The sequence below is a fragment of the Mycobacterium sp. SMC-4 genome, from assembly GCF_050205565.1.
Taxonomy (GTDB): Bacteria; Actinomycetota; Actinomycetes; order Mycobacteriales; family Mycobacteriaceae; genus Mycobacterium.
Genome location: NZ_JBNMQU010000003.1, coordinates 245832 through 268646, shown reverse-complemented (window position 1 = coordinate 268646; position 22815 = coordinate 245832). Strand labels below are relative to the sequence as shown.

Genomic DNA, 22815 nt, shown 5'->3' with positions numbered 1-22815 from the left:
TCCCAACAATTAATCTGCATCGGCGACCACTTCGAAGGTCAACGTATAGTCGCGGAGAGCAAGCGTCACCTCAGTGCCCGACTCGATCACAAGTTCCGCCTCGGCGTAAAACTTCGGCGGTAAGTACCCGACAAGATCGCCGGTCGACGACGCTGACGGTCCCTCGCCCTCAAAGTTGTCAACGTACAGCGCGAGTGGATGCGGCGACGGCGTCGACGTGTCCCTCTCCAGAGTCAGAGCGGGATGATCGGCAGCAAACCGTGCTTCGCGCGGCATATCAATACTGGCGCTTCCGTTAATGAGTAGATCACGCAACAGACTGCTAGCTCGCGGACGCGCGTACTCCACCAAGTCAACGAGGTCTAATTGGGTGGCTCCGAAACGATCGCGCCACGCATCAAAGCTCAGAGCACCGAGCCATTCACGCACATCGGTCGAAGGGATCTGCTCATTCTGAGCGGTTTCGGCGATGATATTGGCCAGTTCTCTCGATCGAACGCCGGCAGTAATTAGTTCGACTGCCAAGTCGCTCAAGACGCCGTACCGAATGTATGTGCCAAACTCCTCGCTAATCGCGATGGGTCGACCCAACTCCTGCAACATTTGATTCGCGCGGTTGACCAAAACCGAAGCTAGCCACGCGAAGTAATGCTCGCAAAAGTCGGACACCGCATCGACCGCAAGCTCGAGTCGCCAGCCACGGTCAGGCACGCCAGAAATTGCTTGATCGGCGAGATCCGGAATTGGTAAACCAGCCAGCCAAAGCGAAAGGAAATCCTTTACATCGACTTGGACGACGGGAGCATTCCAATAATCTCGCTCGCGGAATTCCCACTTCTTTGGGCTCTCGGGTAGTTCCGTTATTTGCTCCCATATATCCAAATCGTGAAATAACTCTAGAACAGCAAGCGGGTCACCGGGATCCCAGTTCCCATCTCGGTCAATTGCGCTACTAGTCAAAGACGCCGCGATAAGTTCAAGCTGCCGCGCGCTGCTTACAGACGTACCCGTGCGTGCCCAAGCTCGTCGCAGATTGTCGTCAGTACTGACAAATTGCTGAGCTGTCAGCCTGGCGACCCGCAGCAAGCCATCACGGGTGGCTTCTGGTAACTGAGTAAAAGCAAGCGTTGAGTTAAGCAGCGGCATCAACCCGTCTTCTGTCGCGTCGGTCAGTTCGATATTTCCGGCGGCTAGCGCGAACCACACAAAAGCTTGGAAATCTGCGACGCTACCTCGCGCCGACAGCGCAGCGTCCCACGTACTCGCGAACTCCTGCTCGAAAAGTTCCAACTCTTCGAGGACCTCTTCACGAGTCAGGACGGATCTAGCAGTGAGCTCTTCCGCCTTCGGCTCAAGATCATCGAACCCCGTCGTGCTCATGCCTCGATAATCAGCCATCACAACCCATCCCTCTGTTTCGAGTACTGCACGCCCGGCACGCCCGATCGCGTTGAGCAGTCTCGGCCCGGTCATCCGTTGATCTTCCGGTTGGCCTGGGTAATGGCTAGGGTTCAGAACTACTGTTCGCACAGGCAGGTTCACTCCGTCCGTCAGAGTGCTTGTGGAAACTAGGTAATTCAGTTCGCCCTCGCGAACAGCGTCTTCAATGGTTTCAAGGAGATCCGTCGGCAGACCAGCATGGTGGTATCCGACGCCATGCTCCAAGGCTCTGACGAGCGGATGGTCGCTTCCGAGCTTTTGTCGTGTTGCGAGCACGAGACGTGCCGTTCGGGAATCGCGAGGTAATACCTCAGCAATTGCTGCAGCCATATTCCGTGCCGCTTTACGTTCGTCGCACACCACCAACACAGAACCGGCATGGCCTAGAAAGCTGACCATCTGCGCAAGCATTCGATACTTTGGCGTGCTGTGGCTTGATTCAGATTGAGGGTTGCGTACTCCTTCTGCAGTAGCGCGATAGGCGAGTTCGCCCAGAGGGGCTCTAGTCGTGAGTCGGACTGGATTTTGCTCAGTCGGCTTGAGGCTAAAAACTCCCTGCGCGGGGAAGATTTGCCTCTGGACATAGCTTTTCATTTGCCCACTGGCTTTGACGCTTTGGATTCGAGGAGTGGCCTCGGGATCTCTCCGTACGCCGAACAACGCGGTCAGGCGACGAGGGCCCCGCCATTCAGATTCGAACAGTCGCCCCTCGTCGTTGGGGTCGATCCACGATCGAATCTGCGCAGCGTTACCGAGGGCAGCACTAAGGAGCACAATCTGATGAGCGGAATCCATTGTGCGCCAATGAAGGTACGAGATGATGCTCTCAAGCAGAAAGCCACGACCCTTCTCGCGGATTTGATGAGCCTCGTCGAAAACAAACATGCCGTATCGGGCAAGTACGTCGTCGGCATCTTCCCGCAGCGAATGAGCAAGGCGCTCAGGCGTCATGATGGCCACAGCAGGTTGGTCAAGTTCATCCCCGGCACGGCCCGTGAACCACTCGCCGAGCTTCTGCAGTAGCTCGGCGAGTACTCCTGTCGTGGGCAGTCCGTGATCCGGCCCCAGTCGAGCCGCCTCTCGCGCAAGCAGCCTCAGGCGTCGGACCATTGCCCGTCGAACCTCTCGTCCGAGACTTCGCTGAGGCGCCACGTAACAGACGCCAGTACCGCCGCTTCCGAGATGCTGGACCATTAGTAGCTGCGCGATTAACGTCTTTCCTGCGCTAGTCGGTACGCCAACTACGAGTCGCTTCGACGAACCAAAATCACGCGCCCCTTCTTCGCCTGCGAGCAGTTCTCGCTGAGGCGGCCACAACGTCAGTATCTGCGGCGCTGTCATTGTGAAAGCCTGCTTGGCTGCATCCGGAGTGCCGTCAGGCAGAAGCGACCAAACACTCCCGCTAGCAACCGCATCGCCTATGACTCGAATGTGCGAGGCTACCCAACGTGCTAGGTGGTCATGCCCTGAATGTTCCGCCGAAACGGCACGATCCAAAGCCTGGCGAGCCCGTTCTAAGTATGTGACGGTCCCCTGGCGCAGGTACCGCAGGAGGTCGTAGCAAGCGTTTACGACGAGGATCGTCGGACCAAAGATGGTCGCTCCCGGGTCCGTCGTGCCCAGTCGATCCGTCACCTGGAACAGGTCTCGTCGCCAATTGCGCAACCGCGCCGCTGCTGTACCAGCATCCAGACTCAGGAGGGAGATTCCGGCGCTGATAGCAAGTGTCGGGAGGCGATTGGCGAATGTTCCCGAGGCGGGGTCAAGGAGAAACGGTGCCATGCGTCTACCAATCGCGCCGGCATTCGGCTCTCCACCGCTGCGATGAAAACCTACCTGGGCTGCAAAAGCCCTGGACAGTCTCGTGATGTCGTCTGCATCTGATTGCGCACAGGCGAGGTCGAATATGTGCGCACTTACGGCGAAGGCTTGCCTTTGCTGACTTACTGGATAGAGTCCAATACTCGCATCAGCGCTCGCTACTCCGTGTAGGTACCAGCCGGTCCGGATGAGGTCTTGACCTACCGCTGCCCGACCAATAAAGAGCTCTATCTCCGCTTGGGCGAGCAACTGCTGCAGCGTCTCAGGCGTAGGCAATACTCCAGATTCAAAAGCGTCCGATAGTTGTGGGTCACCGAAGCCGACCGCTTCAGATATCAGGTCGATGCTCAGAGAGGAGTCCACACACGATCCCTCACGTCGTCAGCAAAATCCGAAAAGTTCCCAATCCCTGACACTAGGCCCTCAATTTGTGCGGGGGACTGCAGCCTCGGGAACAACTGCGCCACACGGCTGAAGCACTTGGTCGGTACTTTCGAGTCGAGCGTCGCCACCGTTATGCCGATCCCGGATTTCGGGCTACCAGTGGCCCATAAACGAGGCAGCTCGCCGTACAGCCTTCTGAGCTCTTCGTCCCCGCCGACCGCGCCCGGCGCTGCCGCAATGCTCGTAGCCTGCGCCAAATAGCTGAGAGCACTGTCGCGGAGTTGGGAGGCCGCTTCGCCGACCGAGCTCGATATAGGCGCACTCCCGACATTGTGTTTCACCTCCCAGAGTCGGAATTCAAGCTCCTGATTGTTCCTCCAGAAAATTAGGCTGTCGCGACCCGGCTTTGTCGCGTGCCAGTCAGGTCCCTCCGCATGAACCAATGTCCGCCCGTAGCTTGAACCAACTTCCTCCGCAATCAGATAGAAGATGAACTCAGCCAGCCATCCGCGTCGATGCTTGCCCTCGCGAGGTGCATCCGGCAGTCCGAACCCGTGGTCAATGTAAACTCTGAAAACCTCGGCATCAGCCGAAAGCAATTTCTGCCCCCCATTAACCGCGAGCGTCCAGTCTTCATACACCGATGGTGTGCCGACCGTTCGCCATGAAACCGCTGCGTTCGCTACAACGCATGCGGCCAAGTCGAGGGCAGCGACGTCTCCGTGTGCGAGCCGCGCAGTTCGCCACCGCGCGGTTCGAGTGCCCTTTCCATCCGCGTAAACCAGTAGTTCAGCAAGATTGGGATGGTCTTCTGGCCCTGCAGTGCACGTACAGCCGAACGGAGCTCTACTCAAGGCTTTCTCCTTCCGATGGCCAGAGTGCAGTATGCGGAACTCTGACTGCGACGAGAAGTCGGCGCACCGGTGATCCTGAGTGAGCTCGGGTGTAATTGCTCCGAGGCCACATCGATCTCAGGCCTCGCGGCAGCAGGCCGGACCGAGGCTGCATGCAGGGTGGCGACGGCAGTCATCCAGCGCCGCCCTAGTAGTCGGAGCGCGCAAGCTCACGTCTCAAATCTTTAGTTTCGGACACTCAATCCGAGCAGGAGCGTGGTAGTGAAACCCTGAGGTGAAGGTGTCGCAGAACCAGCCTCAAAAGGCCAGACTCAAAGAGGTGTTTCTAATTCACTTTTGAGACGGTGGCTCTTTTTGTGGGCTTGCCATCCTTGCCCTTCCAGAGGTCGGTTACGCCGCCCGTGCCGGGTGTTCGCTGTAATCGCCTTTGAGGGCGTTCCTTGCAGAGCGACAACATCCGTTCTCTCAGGCTCCCTCGGCGTCGTCACGGGGGTAAGTTTACATCGTGCATACACCCAGCCATCGATACGGATTGGAATGAGTTCTGACCAGTGCCCCCAGTCGGACTCGAACCGACACTTGACGGATTTTAAGTCCGCTGCCTCTGCCAATTGGGCTATGGGGGCGATGCAGCACAGAGCGTACTTCAGGTCGTTTCAGTCATAGCCGAGGACTCGAAGCGCAGTACACGTGCTCAGTGACCATGCGCATCGGCTCGCAAAACGGCCGCTCCTCGGACACGCTGTCAGCCCCGCCTTCCTGAAGCTGCATAGCCGGACCTCCAGCCGAAATCACCGAGACCCGCCTTGAGCCGCAACATCACAATCCCAGCCCCGCCCAAGGCCACCCGAGCCGTTCTCAACCTGTGGAGGTAATAGCACCCCCGTCAATCGCTTCGGCGTGCAGGCGCAACCGCTCAGCGACTTGCGTGAGCCATTCTTCATAGGACATTTCAGGGAGCGGGCAGTATTTAGCACCCAAGCGATGAGTTACAAACGCCCTCATATCGGCTTCGGCGTGAGGAGTGTTTAGGTCATCGATCTCTTCAGCTAGCGTTCGAAGTAGCTGTGAGTGGGGTTCCTCGTCACGAACGTAACCGTCGACCAACCCTTGCCAGCTGTCGGCTTCCAGATCCCAATCTTCGTGAAAGTACGCCCGGAAGAAGTGCGATAAGGGACGCGAAACGGAGGGCCCAGTCACGAATCCATCATCCCAGTCAGCACGTACCATCCGCCCGATCCATTCGCTTTGAGAACCATGGTGACAGTGCACGGAGGTTCCCCAGTTTCAGTGGACGCCTGAGATAGCGGGGCGGTGTCCTACTGGAAGGATATCGACATGTCGCGGACGCGTCGGTAGTTCGCACCGCGGTTCAAGATGGAGGCTGCTCGTCTGGTGATTGATGGGGCCGACCGGTACCGGAGGTGGCACGCGAGCTCACTTTGCACGAGAGTTTGCTGGGCAAATGAGTGCGCCAAACGGGGCTGTGGGGGCGATGCAGCGAGCGGCAGACTTGGGACGGTTCGGCTTCTTCCGATGCGCTGGATACCGCAACATTCCGAACCCTACTGCGTTGGCCAGCACCAATAGTTCGGCATGCTCGCCGCGATCCTCCAACGTGCTCGCTCCTGTGCGTCGACTTGTCTGACGGCCAGCGGGAAGCCATGCCGTACAACCTTGTTCGTTTGGTGCCAATCACTCCGCCGGTTTCTTACGCCTGCGCCAGCGGTCGTCGATACCCGCGCTTGTTCGGCCTCTGCCATCGGACAACCACCACAACCTACGAAAGCAGCCGTCCTACTGCGGCAATGGACTGTACTGATCCTTGCTGCGGAAGTAGATTTCAGCACCGCATCGCGGGCAATGTATCCAGTACTCAAACCTTGCCTCGTCGGTGCCCGCGGCATGTTCACGGACCTCGATCAATACATCGGCGTCAGCGTTTCTGGGACACAAGATGCCATCCCACGCGCCGGCGGCGACCCGCTTGGTCACCTCGACCCATCTCTTCGCGAGTGCTGCGTACTCGGACATGCTCCGGCCTCCGCTCCGTTAATCGCATTGTTGTCCACGAGTCGTATCGGAGGGCGCCCCAGCTCGCGAGACTGTGGGAAGAATCCGTTCTGCTCCTATCGGCCGGCCCGTCCGGCTCCGACGAATCACCCACCCCGAGTCCACGCGTTTGCGCATCCGCCCCCGAGGTATCCGTCGGCATGACCGATAGGCAGCAGACCGCCGTCCTCGACGGCCTGGACGGCATCCGCTCTTGGCAGGAGGAGCTCTACCAGGACCTGCACCGGCATCCGGAGTTGTCCCACCAGGAGCACCGCACGGCGCGAATCGTCGCCGACACGCTCACCGAGGCCGGCTACCGGGTCCACGAGGGTGTCGGGGGCACCGGCGTGGTCGGGATCCTCGAGAACGGCGCCGGCCCGACGGTGCTGCTGCGCGCCGACATGGACGCGCTGCCGGTCCGTGAGGAAACCGGGCTGCCGTACGCCTCGACGGTGCAGAGCACCGATCGGGACGGCCACGAGGTCCCGGTCATGCACGCCTGCGGGCACGACGCCCACGTCACCGCGCTGCTGGGCGCCGCACGTCTGCTCGCCGGCAGCCAAAACGACTGGCAGGGCACCGCAGTCACCCTGTTCCAGCCGGCCGAGGAAACCGGCGACGGCGCCCGAACCATGGCCGCCGACGGGCTGGCCGAGCTGCTCCCCCGCGTCGACGTCTGCCTGGGCCAGCATGTGCTGCCCTTCCCGGCCGGCACCGTCGGCACCCACGCGGGTCCGTTCCTGTCCGCCGCCGACAGCATGCGCATCACCGTGTTCGGACGCGGCAGCCACGGTTCCATGCCCCAGTCGGCCGTCGACCCCGTCGTGCTCGCCGCGATGATCATCGTGCGCCTGCAGACCATCGTCGCGCGCGAAGTCAGCCCCACCGAGCCGGCGGTGCTGACCGTCGGCAGCGTCAGCGCCGGTGCCAAGAGCAACGTGATCCCCGACCGCGCCGTGCTGCAGCTGAACATCCGGACCTACAACGAGCGCACGCGCACCGCCGTCATCGACGCGGTCCACCGCATCGTCAAGGCCGAGTGTCTCGCATCAGGCTCGCCGCGGGACCCCGAGTTCGAGTTGTTCGACCGATTCCCGTTGACCGACAACGACATCGACACGACGAACCGAGTACATGACGCCTTCACCAAGGCATTCGGCGACCAGTGCGTGGAACTACCGCAAGGCACCGCCAGCGAGGACTTCAGCGACATCCCCTCGGCGCTGAAAGTGCCCTACACCTACTGGGGTGTCGGCGGTATCGACGCGGACACCTACCGGAAGGCGGCCGAAGCCGGGACGGTGGACCAAGACATCGCGGTCAACCACTCACCGCACTTCGCTCCGACGATGCAACCCACACTCGACGTGGCCACGCAGGCACTGATCGTCGCGGCGATGGCCTGGCTGGCCAAGTAACTTCAGCGCTTCGGCACCCCGGTCGACCACAGCGCCCAGGCGATCAGCACCGGCTGAAACAGCAGCCGCACGAAACGCTTCGCGTCGCTGTCCAACCCGAAACCGTCGCGCTTGTTGACGAACTGCGCGATGTTCCCGGGGAAAACGGCGACGAAGAACGCCGCGAGCAGCCGGCCGACCAGCACCCGGTCGCGCCGCAGCAGCGCCAGACCGGCACCGAGCATGATCTCCACGCCGCCGGACGCCATGACGACGCCGTCCTCGTCCATCGGGATGGACTTGGGCACCTGGGCGCGGAATTCGTGACGCGCCCAGAACAAGTGGCTCAGACCGGCAAACACCATCGCGCCCGCCAGAATCAGGCGGGCGACGGTGCGGGCCGGGGTGGTCGGTGGCGGCGCGGGAAGTTCGTTCTCCCGCACCGCCGCCGGGCCGTCGGTGCTCAACTGGTCGGCGGTTCGTAATGGGCGTCAGGGTTCTTGGCGTGCCAATCGCGCTGTTCCAGTTGAACTTTATGGTGCATCCGGTTCAGCCAGAACAGGCCGCCACCGATCAACACCGCTGCGATGACCACCGCGACGATACCGCCGGTGGTCATGGCATTGGCGAACAGATACAGACCGATCACCAGAGACACCACACCGAGTCCGACGCCGATCAGGCCGGGCGCATTATGGCCGGCCTTCATGGTCTCACCGGCGTGCTGACGGGTCGTACGGGCGTGGTCGACCGGATCTCGTGATGTGTCAGGCATTTTCACTCTCCTTCCGCCGTGACGTGACGGCGTCTGTCATTCGTAGGGCGGGTAATGCGACTGTCGCATCACCCGCGCCAGGTGGACCGCGTTGCGGGCGGCTGCCGCGGTCGCAGAGGCCACCGGTTCCGGCACCTCGTCGATTTCCTTGTAGTCGGTGGAGCCCATCGCTGGACCGTTCCAGTAGGTGCACCCTTGCGCGGGGATGTTGAAACCGACGTCGTTGAGGCCCTGGAAGACGTCGGCGACGACCTTGTGCGCGCCGTCCTCGTTACCGACGACGCTGACGATCGCCACCTTGCTGGACATGGTGGGCCGTCCTTGCTCGTCCTTGTTCGACAGCTCGGCGTCCAGGCGCTCCAGCACCCGCTGGGTGACCGACGACGGATGACCGAGCCACACCGGCGTGCTCAGCAGCAGGATGTCTGCGGCGAGCACCTTCTCCCGGATCTTCGGCCAGTCGTCGCCCTCACCCATGTCGGCCTCCACGCCGGGGGCGATGTTGTAGTCGACGCAGCGCACGGCCTCGCACTCAGCGCCCTGGGCCCTCATGGTCTTGAACACGTCTTCGGCGATGAGGGCACTGCTGGACTCGGCCGGGCTCGGCTTCAAGCTACAGATCAGCGCGATCGCGCGCACGGGTTCAGCAACGTCAGCCATGCCGGTCAGATACCCGACCCGATCATGACCAAACAGTCGGTAATAAAGGCCACAGGTCCGTTGAGATAAAACGGGCCACGGGGTTTCGGAACTCGATCACCCGGGCATCACAGCTCCGACGCAACGTAGGAGGTCCGTCATGAGTGAACCGCATTCCGAGAAAGCCGAATCCGACGTCGAGGCGGATTCCAAGGTCGCCGGGTCACGCGCCGACGAAGACGACACCGACCAGGACTCAGGTCCGTACGTAGGCCGTGCCAGCTCCGATGACGACATCGACACCGAGGAGTCGGGCGCCGAAGCGCGCGCCAAGACCGAGTGACCTCAGTGATTGCGCAGTTTCGAGATCAGCTTTTCCTTGGTCAAGTGTGAATAGTTCGACAAGCCGAGTTCCTTGGCGCGCTTCTTGAGGTCGGCGACACTCCAGTCGTAGTAGGACCCTGAGTTGCCGCCCTTACGGCCCACGGCGGACTTGCCGCGCGACGCCGCAGCGTTGGAGATGCGCGCCGCCTTCTCCTTGGAGTTGCCCTGATCGCGCAGCTCCTCGTACATCTTTTCGTTTTTGACCGACGTGTTCGGCATTTGTCCTCCCCGCTGTGGAATGGCTTGCCTTCGGATTGCCAGCCCCCGCACCTACCAAACCCGCGTCAGCTACGTGCCACACGCCGGATCAGCAGGCGGGTGGCTTTTTCCAGCACAGCCTGCGCCTCGTCCGGCTTCCGCATCTTCGCCGCGCGTCTGGTCGCGGACGCGATGGTCACCCCCTGCTCGTACCCGGTGACCACGCGCGGGTCGACGTAGGACGACCGCGCCACCGCCGGGGTGTTGCCGAGTTCTTCGGAGACCTCTTTCATCACTCCCGCCGTCGCGCGCTTGATCGCGGTCTTCGAGGTCGGCGGCTTGGCATCGGCGAACGCTGCGGCCGCCAGCACGGTGCCGTGCCAGGTCCGCAGGTCCTTCACGCTGTACTCCTGGCCCACCAGTTCCTTGAAACGGGCGTTGAGGTCGTCGGCGCGCACGTCGACCCAGTCGCTGTTTCCACTGCGGCACACCAACAGTCGTCCCGAGCGGTCGGTCCCCCGGCGCATCAGCGACCGGATGGCGCGCACGACCTCGGGGTCGTCCACTTCGACTGTGCGCTGCACGCCACTCTTGGCGGGATAGTCGAACTGGACGGCATTCTTCTTCAGCGTGACGTGCTCGCACAACAGCGTCGCCAGCCCATAGTGCTCGTGCTCTTCGGCGTACTGCTCCCCACCTGCCCGGAAGTAGCCGCGGTCGAGTAGCTGCAACGCCAGCGCCAGCACCCGGTCCCGGGTCAGCCCACGCCCTGCCAGGTCCTTCGCGATCTCGGCGCGCCATTGGGGCAACAGCACCGACATCGACAGCACCCGGTCGAACTTCTCCTCGGCTCGCTCCTCCTGCCATCGCGCGTGGTACAGGTACTGCCGCCGCCCGGCGGCATCAGTGCCGACGGCCTGGATGTGCCCGTTGGGTTTCGGGCTGATCCACACGTTCTTCCAGGCCGGCGGGATGACGAGCTCTTTGATGCGTTGCGCGGTGTCCGGATCGGCGAGCAGTTCGCCGTCGGGGCCGTAGTACGCGAAGCCCTTCCCACGCCTTTTGCGGGTGATCCCGGGCGTGCTCAGCTTGCTGCGCGTCAGCCTCACCAGGGACCTCTCAGGGCTCGAAGATGACCTTGACCGCGCCGTCCTGCTTCTTCTGGAAGATCTCGTAGGCGTGCGGCGCCTGGTCCAGGGGCAGCACGTGCGTGGCGAAGGTGTCCACACCGAGCGGGTCGGAATCGGTGAGCAGCGGCATGATGTCGTCGACCCACTTCTTGACGTTGGCCTGCCCCATCCGCACCTGGATCTGCTTGTCGAACAACGTCAGCATCGGGATCGGGTCGGCCATGCCGCCGTACACACCGATCAGCGACAGCGTGCCACCACGCCGGACACAGTCGATGGCCGTGTACAGCGCGTCCAGCCGGTCCACGCCGGCCTTCTGCATGAACGGCTTGGCGATCGCGTCCGGCAGGAACGCCGTCGCGGTCTGCGCGGCGTGCGCGATCGGAGACCCGTGGGCCTCCATGCCGACCGCGTCGATCACCGAGTCGCTGCCCCGACCGTCAGTCAGCTCCCGCACCGCGTCGCCGACCTTGCCGTCGACAGCACGCAGGTCGATGGTCTCGATGCCGCGGGTCCGGGCCCGCTCCAGCCGCTCGGGGACGCGGTCCACGGCGAACACCCGGTAGCCCAGGTGCTGGGCGATGCGGGCCGCCATGTCGCCGATGGGGCCGAGCCCCAGCACCGTGACCGACCCGCCGTCGGGAATGCCGGCATAAGCCACCGACTGCCATGCGGTGGGCAGCACGTCCGACAGGTACACGAAACGCGAATCCGGCGGTCCCTCAGGAACTTTGATGTGGGTGAACTGCGCCTGCGGCACCCGAAGGTACTCAGCCTGGCCGCCGGGCACCTGGCCGTAAAGCTCCGAATAGCCGAACAGCGCCGCGCCCATCCCCTGATCCCGAACCTGGGTGGTCTCGCACTGGGTGTACAGCTGGTGGTCACACATGAAGCAGTGACCACACGAGATCTGGAACGGGATGACCACGCGGTCGCCCGGCTTGAGGTTGGTGACCTGCGAGCCGACCTCACGGACGATGCCCATGGGCTCGTGGCCGAGAATGTCGCCGACGTGCATGAATGCTCCGAGCACCTCGTAGAGATGCAGGTCGGAGCCGCACAGGTTGGTCGACGTGACCTCGATGATCGCGTCGGTGGGCTCTTGGATCTTCGGGTCGTCGACGGTGTCGACCCGCACGTCGCGACGGCCGTGCCACGTTACAGCTTTCATGCTGCAGTCCCTACCCGGCGAGGCGGAATTCAAACGGGATGTCGACGACGGCACACCACGTTTTCGGGTTCCGGGCCAAGGGTATCGAACCTGCAGCGCGGTTTTGCCGAGAGCTATCCCGCGTACAGCCCAAAAAGAGTTATCAGCAAGGAGATTCACGTGACTGCACCGACCATCACGTCGGCACGCGACGTCGTCGACTACCTCAAGACCCAGCACGAAACCATCCGCAACCTGTTCATCGAGACCCTCGACGCTGCCGACGCCGAGACCCGTCAGGAAGCGTTCACCCGTTTGCGGACCATGCTGGCGGTCCATGAGACGGCCGAGGAGATGGTCGTTCACCCGCGGGTGCGCCGCAAGATCGAAAACGGCGACGCCATCGTCGACGACCGCCTGGCCGAGGAACACGACTCCAAGGTTCAGCTCAGCGAGATCGAGAAGCTGCCGATCGACAGCGCCGAGTTCAGCAAGGCCCTGATCCACCTGCAGGGCGACGTCCTCGAGCACGCCAAGAACGAGGAGGAGCACGAGTTCACCGCGCTGGAAGCCGAGTTGAGCAAAGAGGAGCTCGCCAAACTCGCCGACGCGGTGGCACTCGCCGAGAAGATCGCGCCGACGCACCCGCATCCCGGTGTGGAGTCGGCTGCGGCGAACTTCGTTGCGGGACCGTTCGCTTCGGTTCTCGACCGTGCGCGTGACGCGCTGAGCGGCGTGTTCGGACGCAAGTAACGACCGAAGACGAAACGGGCCGGTGGAAATCTCCACCGGCCCGTTCTCGTGGCAGCAGGTTCAGCCCGGCAGCGTCTCGCCGCCGATGGGCGCGAGCACCTCGCCGCTGTAGTACGACGACAGCCGGTTCGCGGCGAAGAAGACATACGACGGCGCGATCTCGTCGGGCTGGGCGGCGCGGCCCATCGGCGTCTGCTCACCGAAGCCCTCGGTCTTCTCCTCGTCCATGGTCGCCGGGATCAGCGGCGTCCACACCGGTCCCGGCGCCACACAGTTGACCCGGATCTTGCGCTCCGCCAACGACTGCGCCAGCGAGTACGTCAACGCGGTCACCGCGCCCTTGGTGGCCGAGTAGTCCATCAGGGTCTTGTTGCCGCGCAGACCGTTGATCGAGCCGGTGTTGATGATCGCCGATCCGTCCGGCAGGTGCTTCAGTGCCGCTTTGGTGACGTGGAAGAAGCTGTCGATGTTCACCGCGAACGTGCGGCGCCACTGCTCGTCGCTGATCTCGGTGAAATCGGTGATCGGTGACTGGAACGCGACGTTGTTGACGACGATGTCCAGCCCGCCGAGTTCCTTGACCGTGTCCTCGACGACGGACCGGCAGTGCGCCGGGTCGGCGAGATCGCCGGGGAATCGCACTGCGCGCCGGCCGGCCGCCTCCACCAGCGACACGGTGTGCGCGGCGTCGTCTTCCTCCTCCAGGTAGGCGATCGCGACGTCGGCGCCCTCCTTGGCGAACGCGACGGCCACCGCCCTGCCGATGCCCGAGTCCCCGCCGGTGATCAAGGCCCGCTTGCCCTCCAGCAGCCCGGTGCCGACGTAGTCCCGCATCTCATCTCGCGGCTTGTCGGCCATGTCGCCGGTCTCGCCCGGGTACGGAATCACCGCGTCAGGCGTCACATCTTTTTCAGCCATTTGCGCCTCCAAACAGTTCGTGGGGTTCGGCCGCGGCGTACCCCACCGGCTGATGTCGAAACGCCGACGCGGTTAGGCCGGGGCGCTCTCGGGTAGAGGTTCAGCAACCGCTTTCGCCGCAGACAGATCGGAGTGATCATGGGCAAAATCTCCAGGTCGTTGTACCAGCCGCTGTCGGTGGCCACCGGGGTCGGTGGCGGCCTGCTGGCCGGCGCGATCTTCGGCCAGATCTGGAAGCGCATCGGCGCCAACGATCCCGAACCGCCGGATCCCAAAGATCTTGCGCAGTCCACCAAGACGGTGATGATCGCCGCCGCGATCCAGGGCCTGATCGTCGGCATCGTCCGTGCCATGCTGCAGCGTGCCGGAGCTCAGGGCTACCAGGCGCTGACCCACGAGCTGCCGCCGTCGTAGATCTCAAAGCAAACCCACAGATAGCGGTGGGACAACTCTTAGCCAGCGCGCTCACTGTGAAGGCATGACCGCAACGGTTGCTCCCCGCTCCACCAAGGCGTTGCGCCCGCACCGGCGCAGTCGCTGGACGGTGCTTCTGGCATTGCTGGCGAGCACGGTGCTCATGCTCGCCATTGCTCCGGGACTCGCGATGGTCGGCGCGTTGATCGTGCTCGCCGTCGGCGCGTTGCCGTGGGAGCGCACCGTCGACGACGCCCGTGCGGCCGGCCTGGTTGAGTAGCGCCGTCCGCTCAGCCGGCGGCGAGGCCGCATGAACTCCGTAAAGAGGCCCGGCGCCGCCGTCAAGAAACCGTAAACGCACAGCTCACCTGCCGATCGCCGCCATACGTTGGCGTGCGCATCCGCCACTCACGACGGGTGCATCACCGAGTGCAGGAGTGCTGATCGCCGTGATGTCCGTCGTCGTCTACCTCGCGCTGACAGTGGCGGTGTTCGCCCTGTTCGGCGCGCTCCAGAAATGGGTCGACAGCCTGTGACCCAGAACCTCATCGGCCTCGTGCTGGTGGCACTGATCGCGGTGTTCCTCTTCGCGGCCCTGCTGTTCCCGGAGAAGTTCTGATGAGCACCGGGCTCGCCGGGATCCTGTTCCTGGTATCGCTGGTGGTCGCGCTGGCAGCCGTCCACGTGCCGCTCGGCGACTACATGTACCGCGTGTACTCGACGACCAGGGACTCGCGCGCCGAGAACCTGGTGTACCGCCTGATCGGCGCCGACCCGAAAGCCGAACAGACCTGGGGCGCCTACGCCCGCAGTGTGCTGGCCTTCTCCGCCGTGAGCCTGGTGTTCCTGTTCGTGCTGCAACTGGTGCAGGGCCGGCTGCCTCTGGCCCTGACCGACCCGGGCACCGAGATGACCCCTGCGCTGGCGTGGAACACGGCTGTCAGCTTCGTGACGAACACGAACTGGCAATCGTATTCAGGCGAATCCACCCAGGGCCACCTCGTGCAGATGGCAGGCCTGACGGTGCAGAACTTCGTCTCCGCCGCGGTCGGCATGGCCGTCGCTGTCGCGTTCGTGCGGGGCCTGGCCCGACGCAGCAGCAGCGACCTCGGCAACTTCTGGGTCGACCTGGTGCGCGGCAGCTTCCGAATCCTGTTGCCGCTGTCCGTGATCGGCGCGATCATCCTGATCAGCGGCGGCGTCGTCCAGAACTTCGGACTCCACGACCAGGTGGTCACCACGCTGGCCGGCGCGCAGCAGACCATCCCCGGCGGGCCGGTCGCGAGCCAGGAGGTCATCAAGGAACTAGGCACCAACGGCGGCGGATTCTTCAACGCCAACTCGGCGCACCCGTTCGAAAACCCGACCACATGGACGAACTGGGTGGAGATCTTCCTGCTCAGCGTCATCGCGTTCTCGATGCCGAGGATGTTCGGGCGCATGGTCGGCGGGCCCACCGGCCGCAAGCAGGGCCTCGCGATCGTCGCGGTGATGGCGAGCATCGCCGTGCTCAGCGTCGGCCTGACCATGTTCTTCCAGCTCCAGCACCACGGCACCGTCCCGACCGCCGTCGGCGCGTCGACCGAAGGCGTGGAACAGCGCTTCGGCGTGGCCAATTCAGCGGTGTTCGCGGCCGCCACCACGCTCACTTCGACAGGGGCGGTCAACTCGTTCCACGACTCCTACACCAGCCTCGGCGGAATGATGCCGATGTTCAACATGATGCTCGGCGAAGTCGCACCCGGCGGAGTCGGATCGGGCCTCTACGGCATGCTGATCCTAGCGATCATCACCGTCTTCGTCGCCGGACTCATGGTGGGCCGGACCCCGGAATACCTGGGCAAGAAGATCACTCCCCGCGAAATCAAGCTGGCCGCAACCTATTTCCTCATCACACCGCTGATCGTGCTGACCGGGACCGCTGCGGCGATGGCACTGCCCGAACAACGGGCCAGCATGCTCAACACCGGCCCGCACGGCCTGTCGGAGGTGCTCTACGCCTTCACCTCGGCGGCCAACAACAACGGCTCTGCCTTTGCCGGCATCAGCGTCAACACCACGTGGTACAACACCGCGCTCGGGCTGGCGATGCTGTTCGGGCGGTTCCTGCCCATCATCTTCGCGCTGGCACTGGCCGGGGCGCTCGCCCGACAGGGCAGAACACCGGAATCGGTGGGCACGCTGCCCACGCACCGGCCGCAGTTCGTGGCCATGGTCTGCGGCGTCACCCTGATCCTGGTCGCGCTGACCTTCCTGCCGATGCTCGCGCTCGGCCCCCTCGCTGAAGGACTCCATTGATGACCGTCACCAACGTCTCGACCCTCCCCGAAACAGCCACCGCTGCAAAGCAGTCCACCAGGCTCGTCGGCGGACTGCTCGACCCGAAGCTGCTGTGGACGTCGCTGCCCGACGCGCTGCGCAAGCTCGACCCCCGCACGCTGTGGCGCAACCCGGTGATGTTCATCGTCGAGATCGGCGCCGTGTGGACAACCGTGTGGACGATCCCGAATCCGTCCTGGTTCGCGTGGCTGATCGTGCTGTGGCTCTGGTTGACCGTCATCTTCGCCAACCTCGCCGAAGCCGTCGCCGAAGGACGCGGCAAAGCCCAGGCGCAGAGCCTGCGCAAGGCCAAGACCGACACGATGGCCCGACGGCTCAGCGACTCCGGCAGCGAAGAACTGGTCGCCGCACCGCTTCTGCAGCAGGGCGACATTGTCGTCGTCGAAGCCGGTCAGGTGATCCCCGGCGACGGCGACGTCGTCGAAGGCATCGCGTCGGTGGACGAGTCGGCCATCACCGGTGAATCCGCGCCGGTGATCCGGGAGTCCGGCGGCGACCGCAGCGCCGTCACCGGAGGCACGACCGTGCTGTCCGACCGCATCGTGGTGCGCATCACCCAGAAGCCCGGCGAGAGCTTCATCGACCGGATGATCGCGCTGGTCGAAGGCGCCGACCGGCAGAAGACCCCCAACGAGATCGCGCTCAACATCCTGCTGTCCTCGCTGACCATCATCTTCGTGTTCGCCGTCGCCACACTGCAGCCCCTGGCGATCTACGCCAAGGCCGACAACCCCGGCGTCGCAGACACTCTGGCCCTCACCGGGGACGGCATCACCGGCATCGTGCTGGTGTCGCTGCTGGTCTGCCTGATCCCAACCACCATCGGGGCACTCCTGAGCGCGATCGGCATCGCCGGCATGGACCGCCTGGTGCAGCGCAACGTGCTGGCCATGTCCGGCCGCGCGGTCGAGGCGGCCGGTGACGTCAACACCCTGCTGCTGGACAAGACCGGCACCATCACGCTCGGCAACCGGCAAGCGGCAGAGTCCCTTCCGCTGCCCAGGGTCACACCGGAGGCGCTCGCCGACGCCGCGCAGCTGTCCAGCCTGGCCGACGAGACGCCCGAGGGCCGCTCGATCGTCGTGTTCGCCAAACAGCAATACGGGCTGCGCGCGCGCACCCCCGGTGAACTCGTCGACGCCACCTGGATCGAATTCTCCGCCAACACAAGGATGTCCGGAGTCGACATCGGTGACCACCAGCTCCGCAAAGGTGCCACGAGCGCGGTGGCAGAGTGGGTACGCGCCCACGGCGGCACCGTATCCACCGAGCTCGCCGACATCGTCGACGCCGTGTCCGCTTCCGGCGGCACACCGCTGGCCGTCGGCGAGGTCAGGGACGGCAAGGCCGCCGTCCTCGGCGTCATCCACCTCAAAGACGTTGTCAAACAGGGCATGCGAGAACGCTTCGACGAAATGCGCCGCATGGGCATCCGCACCGTGATGATCACCGGCGACAATCCGCTGACCGCCAAGGCCATCGCCGACGAAGCCGGTGTGGACGACTTCCTCGCCGAGGCGACGCCCGAGGACAAGATGGCGCTGATCAAGAAGGAACAGGCCGGCGGGCGGCTGGTCGCGATGACCGGTGACGGCACCAACGACGCACCCGCACTGGCCCAGGCCGACGTCGGGGTGGCGATGAACACCGGCACCTCGGCGGCCAAAGAAGCCGGCAACATGGTCGATCTCGACTCCGACCCCACCAAGTTGATCGAGATCGTGGAGATCGGCAAGCAGCTGCTGATCACCCGCGGCGCGCTCACGACGTTCTCCATCGCCAACGACATCGCCAAATACTTCGCGATCATCCCGGCGTTGTTCGTCGGCCTCTTCCCCGGACTGGAGCTGCTCAACGTGATGCGGCTGCACAGCCCGCAGTCGGCGATCCTGTCCGCGGTCATCTTCAACGCGATCATCATCGTGGCGTTGATCCCGCTGGCGCTCAGGGGTGTTCGTTACACACCCAGCAGCGCGTCGAAATTGTTGAGCCGCAACCTCGCCATCTTCGGCCTCGGCGGCATCATCGCGCCGTTCGTCGGCATCAAACTCATCGACCTGCTCGTCCAACTCTTTCCGGGAATGTGACCATGAAGCTCTCCACCATCGTCCGACAGCACTGGGCCGCGCTGCGCGCGCTGCTGGTGTTCACCGCCGTGCTGGGTCTGGCCTACCCGGCGACCGTGTGGCTGATCGCGCAGGTTCCGATGTTGTCCGGCAAGGCCAACGGCTCCGTCGTCTCCGTCGACGGGAGGCCGGTGGGCAGCAGCCTGATCGGACAGCTCTACACCGACGCCGACGGCATCCCGCTGCCGCAGTACTTCCAGGGACGTCCGTCGGCGGCCGGAGACGGCTACGACCCGATGGCCACCAGCGCGAGCAACCTGGGACCCGAGGACATCGTCGACCTGCCGAACCGACCGAGCCTGCTGACGCTGGTGTGTTCGCGCAGCGCCGCGGTCGGGGAATTCGAAGGCGTCAGCGGCGCCCGCCCCTTCTGCACCGGTGACGGTGTAGGTGCGGTGCTGTCGGTGATCGGGCCGCGCGACACCGACGGCACCGTCGCGCACCCGGCCCGCGTCATCAGCGTCAACGAACCCTGCCCGGCCACGCCGTTTCTCGGCACCTTCCGCGGAGTGCGCGTCGAATGCGCCGCCCCCGGTCAGGACCACCGCCTCGGCCAACTCGTCCCGATCCGCGGCACCGCGCCGGCCGACCCCGCAGTGCCGGCCGACGCCGTCACCGCCAGCGGCAGCGGCCTGGACCCGCACATCTCGGTGGTCTACGCCGCGCTGCAGGTCGACCGGGTGGCCGCCGCGCGGGGTCTGGCTGCCGAGCAGGTGCGCGCGGTCGTCGCCGCCCACACCGAAGGCCGCACCTCGGGATTCCTGGGCGAGCCGCGCGTCAACGTGCTCGAACTCAACCTCGCGCTCGACCAGCCCGACTAGGTGGAAGATGGGCAGGTGACCGACCGACCGAAACGCGGCGAACTGCGCATCTACCTCGGCGCCGCACCCGGTGTCGGCAAGACCTACGCGATGCTGGGCGAGGCGCACCGGCGCCGGGAACGCGGCACCGACGTCGTCGCCGCCGTGGTCGAAACACACGGCCGCACCAAGACCGCCGAACTGCTCGACGGAATCGAGACGGTGCCACCCAAGCTGGTCGCCTACCGCGGCCGCCACTTCGCCGAACTCGACGTCGACGCGGTCCTGCGGCGCAGGCCGCAGGTGGTGCTGGTCGACGAACTCGCCCACACCAACACCCCGGGCAGCAGAAACCCCAAGCGCTGGCAGGACGTCGAAGAACTCCTCGAAGCCGGGATCACCGTGGTGAGCACGGTCAACGTCCAACATCTGGAGAGCCTCAACGACGTCGTCACCCGCATCACCGGGATCGAACAGCAGGAGAAGGTGCCCGACGAGGTGGTCCGCGCCGCCGATCAGGTGGAGCTCGTCGACATCACACCAGAAGCGCTGCGCCGCAGGCTCGCCCACGGCAATGTGTACGGCCCGGAACGCATCGACGCCGCACTGTCGAACTACTTCCGCAGAGGGAACCTCACCGCGCTGCGCGAACTGGCGCTGCTGTGGCTGGCCGATCAGGTCGACGCCGCGCTGGAGAAGTACCGGGCCGACAACAAGATCACCGCGACGTGGGAGGCCCGCGAACGCGTCGTCGTCGCCGTCACAGGGGGTCCGGAATCAGAAACGTTGGTGCGCCGGGCATCCCGGATCGCGTCGAAGTCCAGCGCCGAACTGCTGGTGGTCCACGTGGTGCGCGGCGACGGCCTGGCCGGGGTCTCGGCACCGCGCATGGGAACGGTGCGTGAGCTGGCCACCAACCTCGGTGCGACGCTGCACACCGTCGTCGGCGACGACGTCCCCGCAGCACTACTGGACTTCGCGCGCGAGATGAACGCCACCCAGCTGGTGGTCGGCACCTCCCGGCGATCCCGCTGGGCGCGGATCTTCGACGAAGGCATCGGCGCCACGGTCGTCCAGCAGTCCGGCACCATCGACGTGCACATGGTCACCCACGAGGAGGCACATGCCGGTTCGCCGTGGGCAAGGATCTGGCCGCGGCAACGCCACGCCGCGTCGTGGCTCGCGGCGCTCCTCGTTCCGTCGGCGCTCTGCGCGGTCACCGTGCTCGGACTGGACCGGTTCCTGGGCATCGGCGGTGAGAGCGCGATCTTCTTCACCGGCGTCCTGATCGTCGCCCTGCTGGGAGGCATTGCGCCCGCGGCACTTTCGGCGGTGCTCTCCGGTGTCCTGCTCAACTACTTCCTCGTCTCCCCGCGCCGCTCCTTCACCATCTCCGAACCCGACGGCGCCATCACGATCGTGGTGCTGCTCGCGGTGGCAGTCGCGGTCGCCGCGCTCGTCGACGCGGCCGCCAACCGCTCCCGGGAAGCGCGCCGCGCCGCGCAGGAGGCCGAGCTACTCGCGTTGTTCGCCGGGTCGGTGCTGCGCGGCGCCGACGTCGACACGCTGCTCGAGCGCGTCCGCGAGGCGTACTCGCAGCGCTCGGTGACGTTGATCCGCGGGGCCGGCGCGGTGGTCGGGTGCGCGGGTGAGCAGCCGTGCGTCACCGTCGAGGACGCCGACACCGCGATCGAGGTGGGCCCCGACAATCATCCCGAGGAATTCTGGATGCTGATGGCCGGCCCGAAACTCGCCGCCCGCGACCGCCGCGTACTCACCGCAGTCGCCGGCCAGGCCGCCGGGCTGGTGCGCCAGGCGCAGCTCACCGAAGAAGCCGGTAGGGCCGAAGCGATCTCACGCGCCGACGAACTGCGGCGCTCACTGCTCTCGGCGGTCAGCCACGACCTGCGCACACCGCTGGCCGCCGCCAAGGCAGCGGTGTCTAGCCTGCGCAGCGACGACGTCGGCTTCTCGCCCGAGGACACCGCCGAACTGCTCGCCACGGTGGAGGAGTCGATCGACGCGCTCGCCGCACTGGTCGGCAACCTGCTGGACTCGTCTCGGCTGGCCGCCGGGGTGGTGCGTCCCGAGCTGCGCGAGGTCTACCTCGAAGAGGCGGTGTCGCGGGCGTTGCTGGGGATCAGTCGCGGTCTCACCGGTTCACCGGCCGGCCTGGACCGGGTGAAGGTCGAGGTCGGCGCCACCGTGGTGCTGGCCGACAGCGGACTGCTCGAACGGGTGTTGGCCAACGTCGTCGACAACGCGCTGCGGTACGCCGAGGATGGTCCGGTGCGGGTGACGGCGGGACGGGTCGGCGATCGCGTGCTGATCTCGGTGGCCGACGAGGGACCGGGAGTGGCCCGGGACGCGGCTGGTGAACTGTTCGCGCCGTTTCAGCGGCTCGGCGATCACGACACCAGCAGCGGTGTCGGCCTGGGCCTTTCGGTGGCCCGCGGCTTCGTCGAGGCAATGGGCGGCACCATCGGCGCCACCGACACCCCCGGCGGCGGTCTGACCATCGAGATCGACCTGGCCGCACCGCGATGAACGCCGCCAAGACCCGCGTGCTGGTCATCGACGACGAACCGCAGATCCTGCGCGCGTTGCGCATCAATCTGTCGGTGCGCGGCTACGAGGTCCGCACCGCCGCGACCGGAGCCGAAGCCCTCCAGACCGCAGCCGAGCACAAACCCGACGTGATCGTCCTCGACCTGGGCCTGCCCGACATGTCGGGCATCGACGTGCTCGCCGGTCTGCGCGGCTGGCTGTCCGCGCCGGTGATCGTGCTCTCGGCGCGCAGCGACTCCTCCGACAAGGTCGAGGCGCTCGACGCCGGCGCCGACGACTACGTCACCAAACCCTTTGGGATGGACGAGTTCCTGGCCCGTCTGCGCGCCGCGGTCCGTCGGGCCGCCAGCGCCGCGGATACCGACGAACCGGTGATCGAGGCGTCGTCGTTCACGGTGGATCTCGCCGCCAAGAAGGTGACCAAGCGCGGCGCCGAGGTCCACCTGACCCCCACCGAGTGGGGCATGCTCGAGATGCTGGTGCGCAACCGCGGCAAGCTGGTCGGCAGAGAAGAACTCCTGCGCGAGGTGTGGGGTCCCGCGTATGCCAAGGAAACCCATTACCTGCGCGTGTATCTGGCGCAGCTGCGGCGCAAGCTCGAAGACGACCCGGCACATCCGGTGCATCTGCTCACCGAAGCCGGGATGGGTTACCGCTTCGCGCAGTGAG

The 22815-nt window shown here is 64.8% G+C and carries 23 protein-coding genes and 1 tRNA gene; 12 read left to right on the top strand and 12 right to left on the bottom strand.

Annotated features, from left to right (window positions below):
• Positions 1-9: 9 nt before the first annotated feature.
• From ACQI46_RS08070 to ACQI46_RS08050, 5 genes are all read right to left on the bottom strand, one after another.
• Positions 10-3624, bottom strand: a complete 3615-nt coding sequence (locus ACQI46_RS08070; RefSeq protein ID WP_427093449.1) for a DEAD/DEAH box helicase — start codon at positions 3622-3624, stop codon at positions 10-12.
• Positions 3609-4286, bottom strand: a complete 678-nt coding sequence (locus ACQI46_RS08065; RefSeq protein WP_427093448.1) for a hypothetical protein — start codon at positions 4284-4286, stop codon at positions 3609-3611. Before ACQI46_RS08065 ends, ACQI46_RS08070 begins: the two co-directional genes overlap by 16 nt.
• Before the next feature lie 765 nt (positions 4287-5051).
• Positions 5052-5125, bottom strand: a tRNA-Leu gene (locus ACQI46_RS08060).
• A gap of 232 nt (positions 5126-5357) precedes the next feature.
• Positions 5358-5729, bottom strand: a complete 372-nt coding sequence (locus ACQI46_RS08055; protein ID WP_427093447.1) for a contact-dependent growth inhibition system immunity protein — start codon at positions 5727-5729, stop codon at positions 5358-5360.
• 567 nt (positions 5730-6296) lie between these two features.
• Positions 6297-6533 (bottom strand): hypothetical protein, encoded by a 237-nt coding sequence (locus tag ACQI46_RS08050; RefSeq protein WP_427093446.1) that lies wholly within the window; start codon positions 6531-6533, stop codon positions 6297-6299.
• Between the two features lie 179 nt (positions 6534-6712).
• Here ACQI46_RS08050 and ACQI46_RS08045 point away from each other — a divergent pair, with 179 nt between their 5' ends.
• A complete protein-coding gene (locus ACQI46_RS08045; RefSeq protein ID WP_427093445.1) occupies positions 6713-7972 on the top strand; it encodes an amidohydrolase in 1260 nt (419 codons plus the stop codon).
• 2 nt (positions 7973-7974) lie between these two features.
• On the opposite strand, the gene ACQI46_RS08040 is transcribed toward ACQI46_RS08045, so the two are convergent.
• The 3 genes from ACQI46_RS08040 to ACQI46_RS08030 form a co-directional block, all read right to left on the bottom strand.
• Positions 7975-8316 (bottom strand): DoxX family protein, encoded by a 342-nt coding sequence (locus ACQI46_RS08040; RefSeq protein ID WP_427093589.1) that lies wholly within the window; start codon positions 8314-8316, stop codon positions 7975-7977.
• Between the two features lie 98 nt (positions 8317-8414).
• Positions 8415-8660: a DUF308 domain-containing protein gene (locus tag ACQI46_RS08035; protein WP_427093444.1), complete on the bottom strand. Its 246-nt coding sequence runs from the start codon at positions 8658-8660 to the stop codon at positions 8415-8417.
• A 102-nt stretch (positions 8661-8762) separates the two neighbouring features.
• Entirely contained in the window at positions 8763-9386 is a 624-nt protein-coding gene (locus ACQI46_RS08030; RefSeq protein WP_427093443.1) for a flavodoxin family protein, read from the bottom strand.
• Between the two features lie 139 nt (positions 9387-9525).
• Between ACQI46_RS08030 and ACQI46_RS08025 the strand changes: the two genes are divergently transcribed.
• Positions 9526-9708, top strand: a complete 183-nt coding sequence (locus ACQI46_RS08025) for a hypothetical protein (RefSeq protein ID WP_427093442.1) — start codon at positions 9526-9528, stop codon at positions 9706-9708.
• 2 nt (positions 9709-9710) lie between these two features.
• Here the strand turns inward: ACQI46_RS08025 and ACQI46_RS08020 are convergent, their stop codons facing one another.
• The 3 genes from ACQI46_RS08020 to ACQI46_RS08010 form a co-directional block, all read right to left on the bottom strand.
• Positions 9711-9968, bottom strand: coding sequence for a DUF7218 family protein (locus ACQI46_RS08020; RefSeq protein WP_427093441.1), 258 nt, complete (start codon positions 9966-9968; stop codon positions 9711-9713).
• Between the two features lie 65 nt (positions 9969-10033).
• On the bottom strand, positions 10034-11056 hold the full coding sequence (locus ACQI46_RS08015; RefSeq protein ID WP_427093440.1) for a DNA topoisomerase IB: 1023 nt from the start codon (positions 11054-11056) through the stop codon (positions 10034-10036).
• Positions 11057-11066: 10 nt separating this feature from the next.
• Positions 11067-12248, bottom strand: a complete 1182-nt coding sequence (locus ACQI46_RS08010; protein ID WP_427093439.1) for a zinc-dependent alcohol dehydrogenase — start codon at positions 12246-12248, stop codon at positions 11067-11069.
• A 159-nt stretch (positions 12249-12407) separates the two neighbouring features.
• Between ACQI46_RS08010 and ACQI46_RS08005 the strand changes: the two genes are divergently transcribed.
• Entirely contained in the window at positions 12408-12980 is a 573-nt protein-coding gene (locus ACQI46_RS08005) for a hemerythrin domain-containing protein (protein WP_427093438.1), read from the top strand.
• A gap of 60 nt (positions 12981-13040) precedes the next feature.
• On the opposite strand, the gene ACQI46_RS08000 is transcribed toward ACQI46_RS08005, so the two are convergent.
• Positions 13041-13898: an SDR family oxidoreductase gene (locus tag ACQI46_RS08000; protein WP_427093437.1), complete on the bottom strand. Its 858-nt coding sequence runs from the start codon at positions 13896-13898 to the stop codon at positions 13041-13043.
• A gap of 138 nt (positions 13899-14036) precedes the next feature.
• Between ACQI46_RS08000 and ACQI46_RS07995 the strand changes: the two genes are divergently transcribed.
• From ACQI46_RS07995 to ACQI46_RS07955, 9 genes are all read left to right on the top strand, one after another.
• Positions 14037-14312 carry a DUF4235 domain-containing protein gene (locus ACQI46_RS07995; RefSeq protein WP_427093436.1) on the top strand — a complete coding sequence of 92 codons (276 nt, stop codon included), beginning with the start codon at positions 14037-14039 and terminating at the stop codon, positions 14310-14312.
• A 64-nt stretch (positions 14313-14376) separates the two neighbouring features.
• Positions 14377-14592 (top strand): hypothetical protein, encoded by a 216-nt coding sequence (locus ACQI46_RS07990; protein ID WP_427093435.1) that lies wholly within the window; start codon positions 14377-14379, stop codon positions 14590-14592.
• A 157-nt stretch (positions 14593-14749) separates the two neighbouring features.
• Complete coding sequence (locus ACQI46_RS07985; RefSeq protein ID WP_427093434.1) at positions 14750-14848, top strand: potassium-transporting ATPase; 99 nt, start codon at positions 14750-14752, stop codon at positions 14846-14848.
• Positions 14830-14931, top strand: a complete 102-nt coding sequence (locus tag ACQI46_RS07980; protein WP_427093433.1) for a potassium-transporting ATPase subunit F — start codon at positions 14830-14832, stop codon at positions 14929-14931. The genes ACQI46_RS07985 and ACQI46_RS07980 overlap by 19 nt, the downstream gene beginning before the upstream one ends.
• Positions 14931-16610 carry a potassium-transporting ATPase subunit KdpA gene (kdpA, locus tag ACQI46_RS07975; RefSeq protein WP_427093432.1) on the top strand — a complete coding sequence of 560 codons (1680 nt, stop codon included), beginning with the start codon at positions 14931-14933 and terminating at the stop codon, positions 16608-16610. The genes ACQI46_RS07980 and kdpA overlap by 1 nt, the downstream gene beginning before the upstream one ends.
• Positions 16610-18739, top strand: a complete 2130-nt coding sequence (kdpB, locus tag ACQI46_RS07970; RefSeq protein ID WP_427093431.1) for a potassium-transporting ATPase subunit KdpB — start codon at positions 16610-16612, stop codon at positions 18737-18739. Before kdpA ends, kdpB begins: the two co-directional genes overlap by 1 nt.
• A 2-nt stretch (positions 18740-18741) precedes the next feature.
• Complete coding sequence (locus ACQI46_RS07965) at positions 18742-19599, top strand: potassium-transporting ATPase subunit C (RefSeq protein WP_427093430.1); 858 nt, start codon at positions 18742-18744, stop codon at positions 19597-19599.
• Positions 19600-22125, top strand: coding sequence for an ATP-binding protein (locus ACQI46_RS07960; protein ID WP_427093429.1), 2526 nt, complete (start codon positions 19600-19602; stop codon positions 22123-22125). It begins immediately after the preceding gene.
• The gene (locus ACQI46_RS07955) at positions 22122-22814 is read left to right on the top strand and encodes a response regulator (protein ID WP_427093428.1); all 693 of its coding nucleotides are present in this window, start codon (positions 22122-22124) and stop codon (positions 22812-22814) included. Before ACQI46_RS07960 ends, ACQI46_RS07955 begins: the two co-directional genes overlap by 4 nt.
• Position 22815 lies beyond the last annotated feature (1 nt).

Coding starts and splice junctions, on each gene's coding strand:
- ACQI46_RS08055 (WP_427093447.1), bottom strand. CDS start 5,729: ATGGTACGTGCTGACTGGGATGATGGATTCGTGACTGGGCCCTCCGTT.
- ACQI46_RS08050 (WP_427093446.1), bottom strand. CDS start 6,533: ATGTCCGAGTACGCAGCACTCGCGAAGAGATGGGTCGAGGTGACCAAG.
- ACQI46_RS08045 (WP_427093445.1), top strand. CDS start 6,713: ATGACCGATAGGCAGCAGACCGCCGTCCTCGACGGCCTGGACGGCATC.
- ACQI46_RS08040 (WP_427093589.1), bottom strand. CDS start 8,316: ATGGTGTTTGCCGGTCTGAGCCACTTGTTCTGGGCGCGTCACGAATTC.
- ACQI46_RS08035 (WP_427093444.1), bottom strand. CDS start 8,660: ATGAAGGCCGGCCATAATGCGCCCGGCCTGATCGGCGTCGGACTCGGT.
- ACQI46_RS08030 (WP_427093443.1), bottom strand. CDS start 9,386: ATGGCTGACGTTGCTGAACCCGTGCGCGCGATCGCGCTGATCTGTAGC.
- ACQI46_RS08025 (WP_427093442.1), top strand. CDS start 9,526: ATGAGTGAACCGCATTCCGAGAAAGCCGAATCCGACGTCGAGGCGGAT.
- ACQI46_RS08020 (WP_427093441.1), bottom strand. CDS start 9,968: ATGCCGAACACGTCGGTCAAAAACGAAAAGATGTACGAGGAGCTGCGC.
- ACQI46_RS08010 (WP_427093439.1), bottom strand. CDS start 12,248: ATGAAAGCTGTAACGTGGCACGGCCGTCGCGACGTGCGGGTCGACACC.
- ACQI46_RS08000 (WP_427093437.1), bottom strand. CDS start 13,898: ATGGCTGAAAAAGATGTGACGCCTGACGCGGTGATTCCGTACCCGGGC.
- ACQI46_RS07995 (WP_427093436.1), top strand. CDS start 14,037: ATGGGCAAAATCTCCAGGTCGTTGTACCAGCCGCTGTCGGTGGCCACC.
- ACQI46_RS07990 (WP_427093435.1), top strand. CDS start 14,377: ATGACCGCAACGGTTGCTCCCCGCTCCACCAAGGCGTTGCGCCCGCAC.
- ACQI46_RS07980 (WP_427093433.1), top strand. CDS start 14,830: ATGGGTCGACAGCCTGTGACCCAGAACCTCATCGGCCTCGTGCTGGTG.
- kdpA (WP_427093432.1), top strand. CDS start 14,931: ATGAGCACCGGGCTCGCCGGGATCCTGTTCCTGGTATCGCTGGTGGTC.
- kdpB (WP_427093431.1), top strand. CDS start 16,610: ATGACCGTCACCAACGTCTCGACCCTCCCCGAAACAGCCACCGCTGCA.
- ACQI46_RS07965 (WP_427093430.1), top strand. CDS start 18,742: ATGAAGCTCTCCACCATCGTCCGACAGCACTGGGCCGCGCTGCGCGCG.
- ACQI46_RS07955 (WP_427093428.1), top strand. CDS start 22,122: ATGAACGCCGCCAAGACCCGCGTGCTGGTCATCGACGACGAACCGCAG.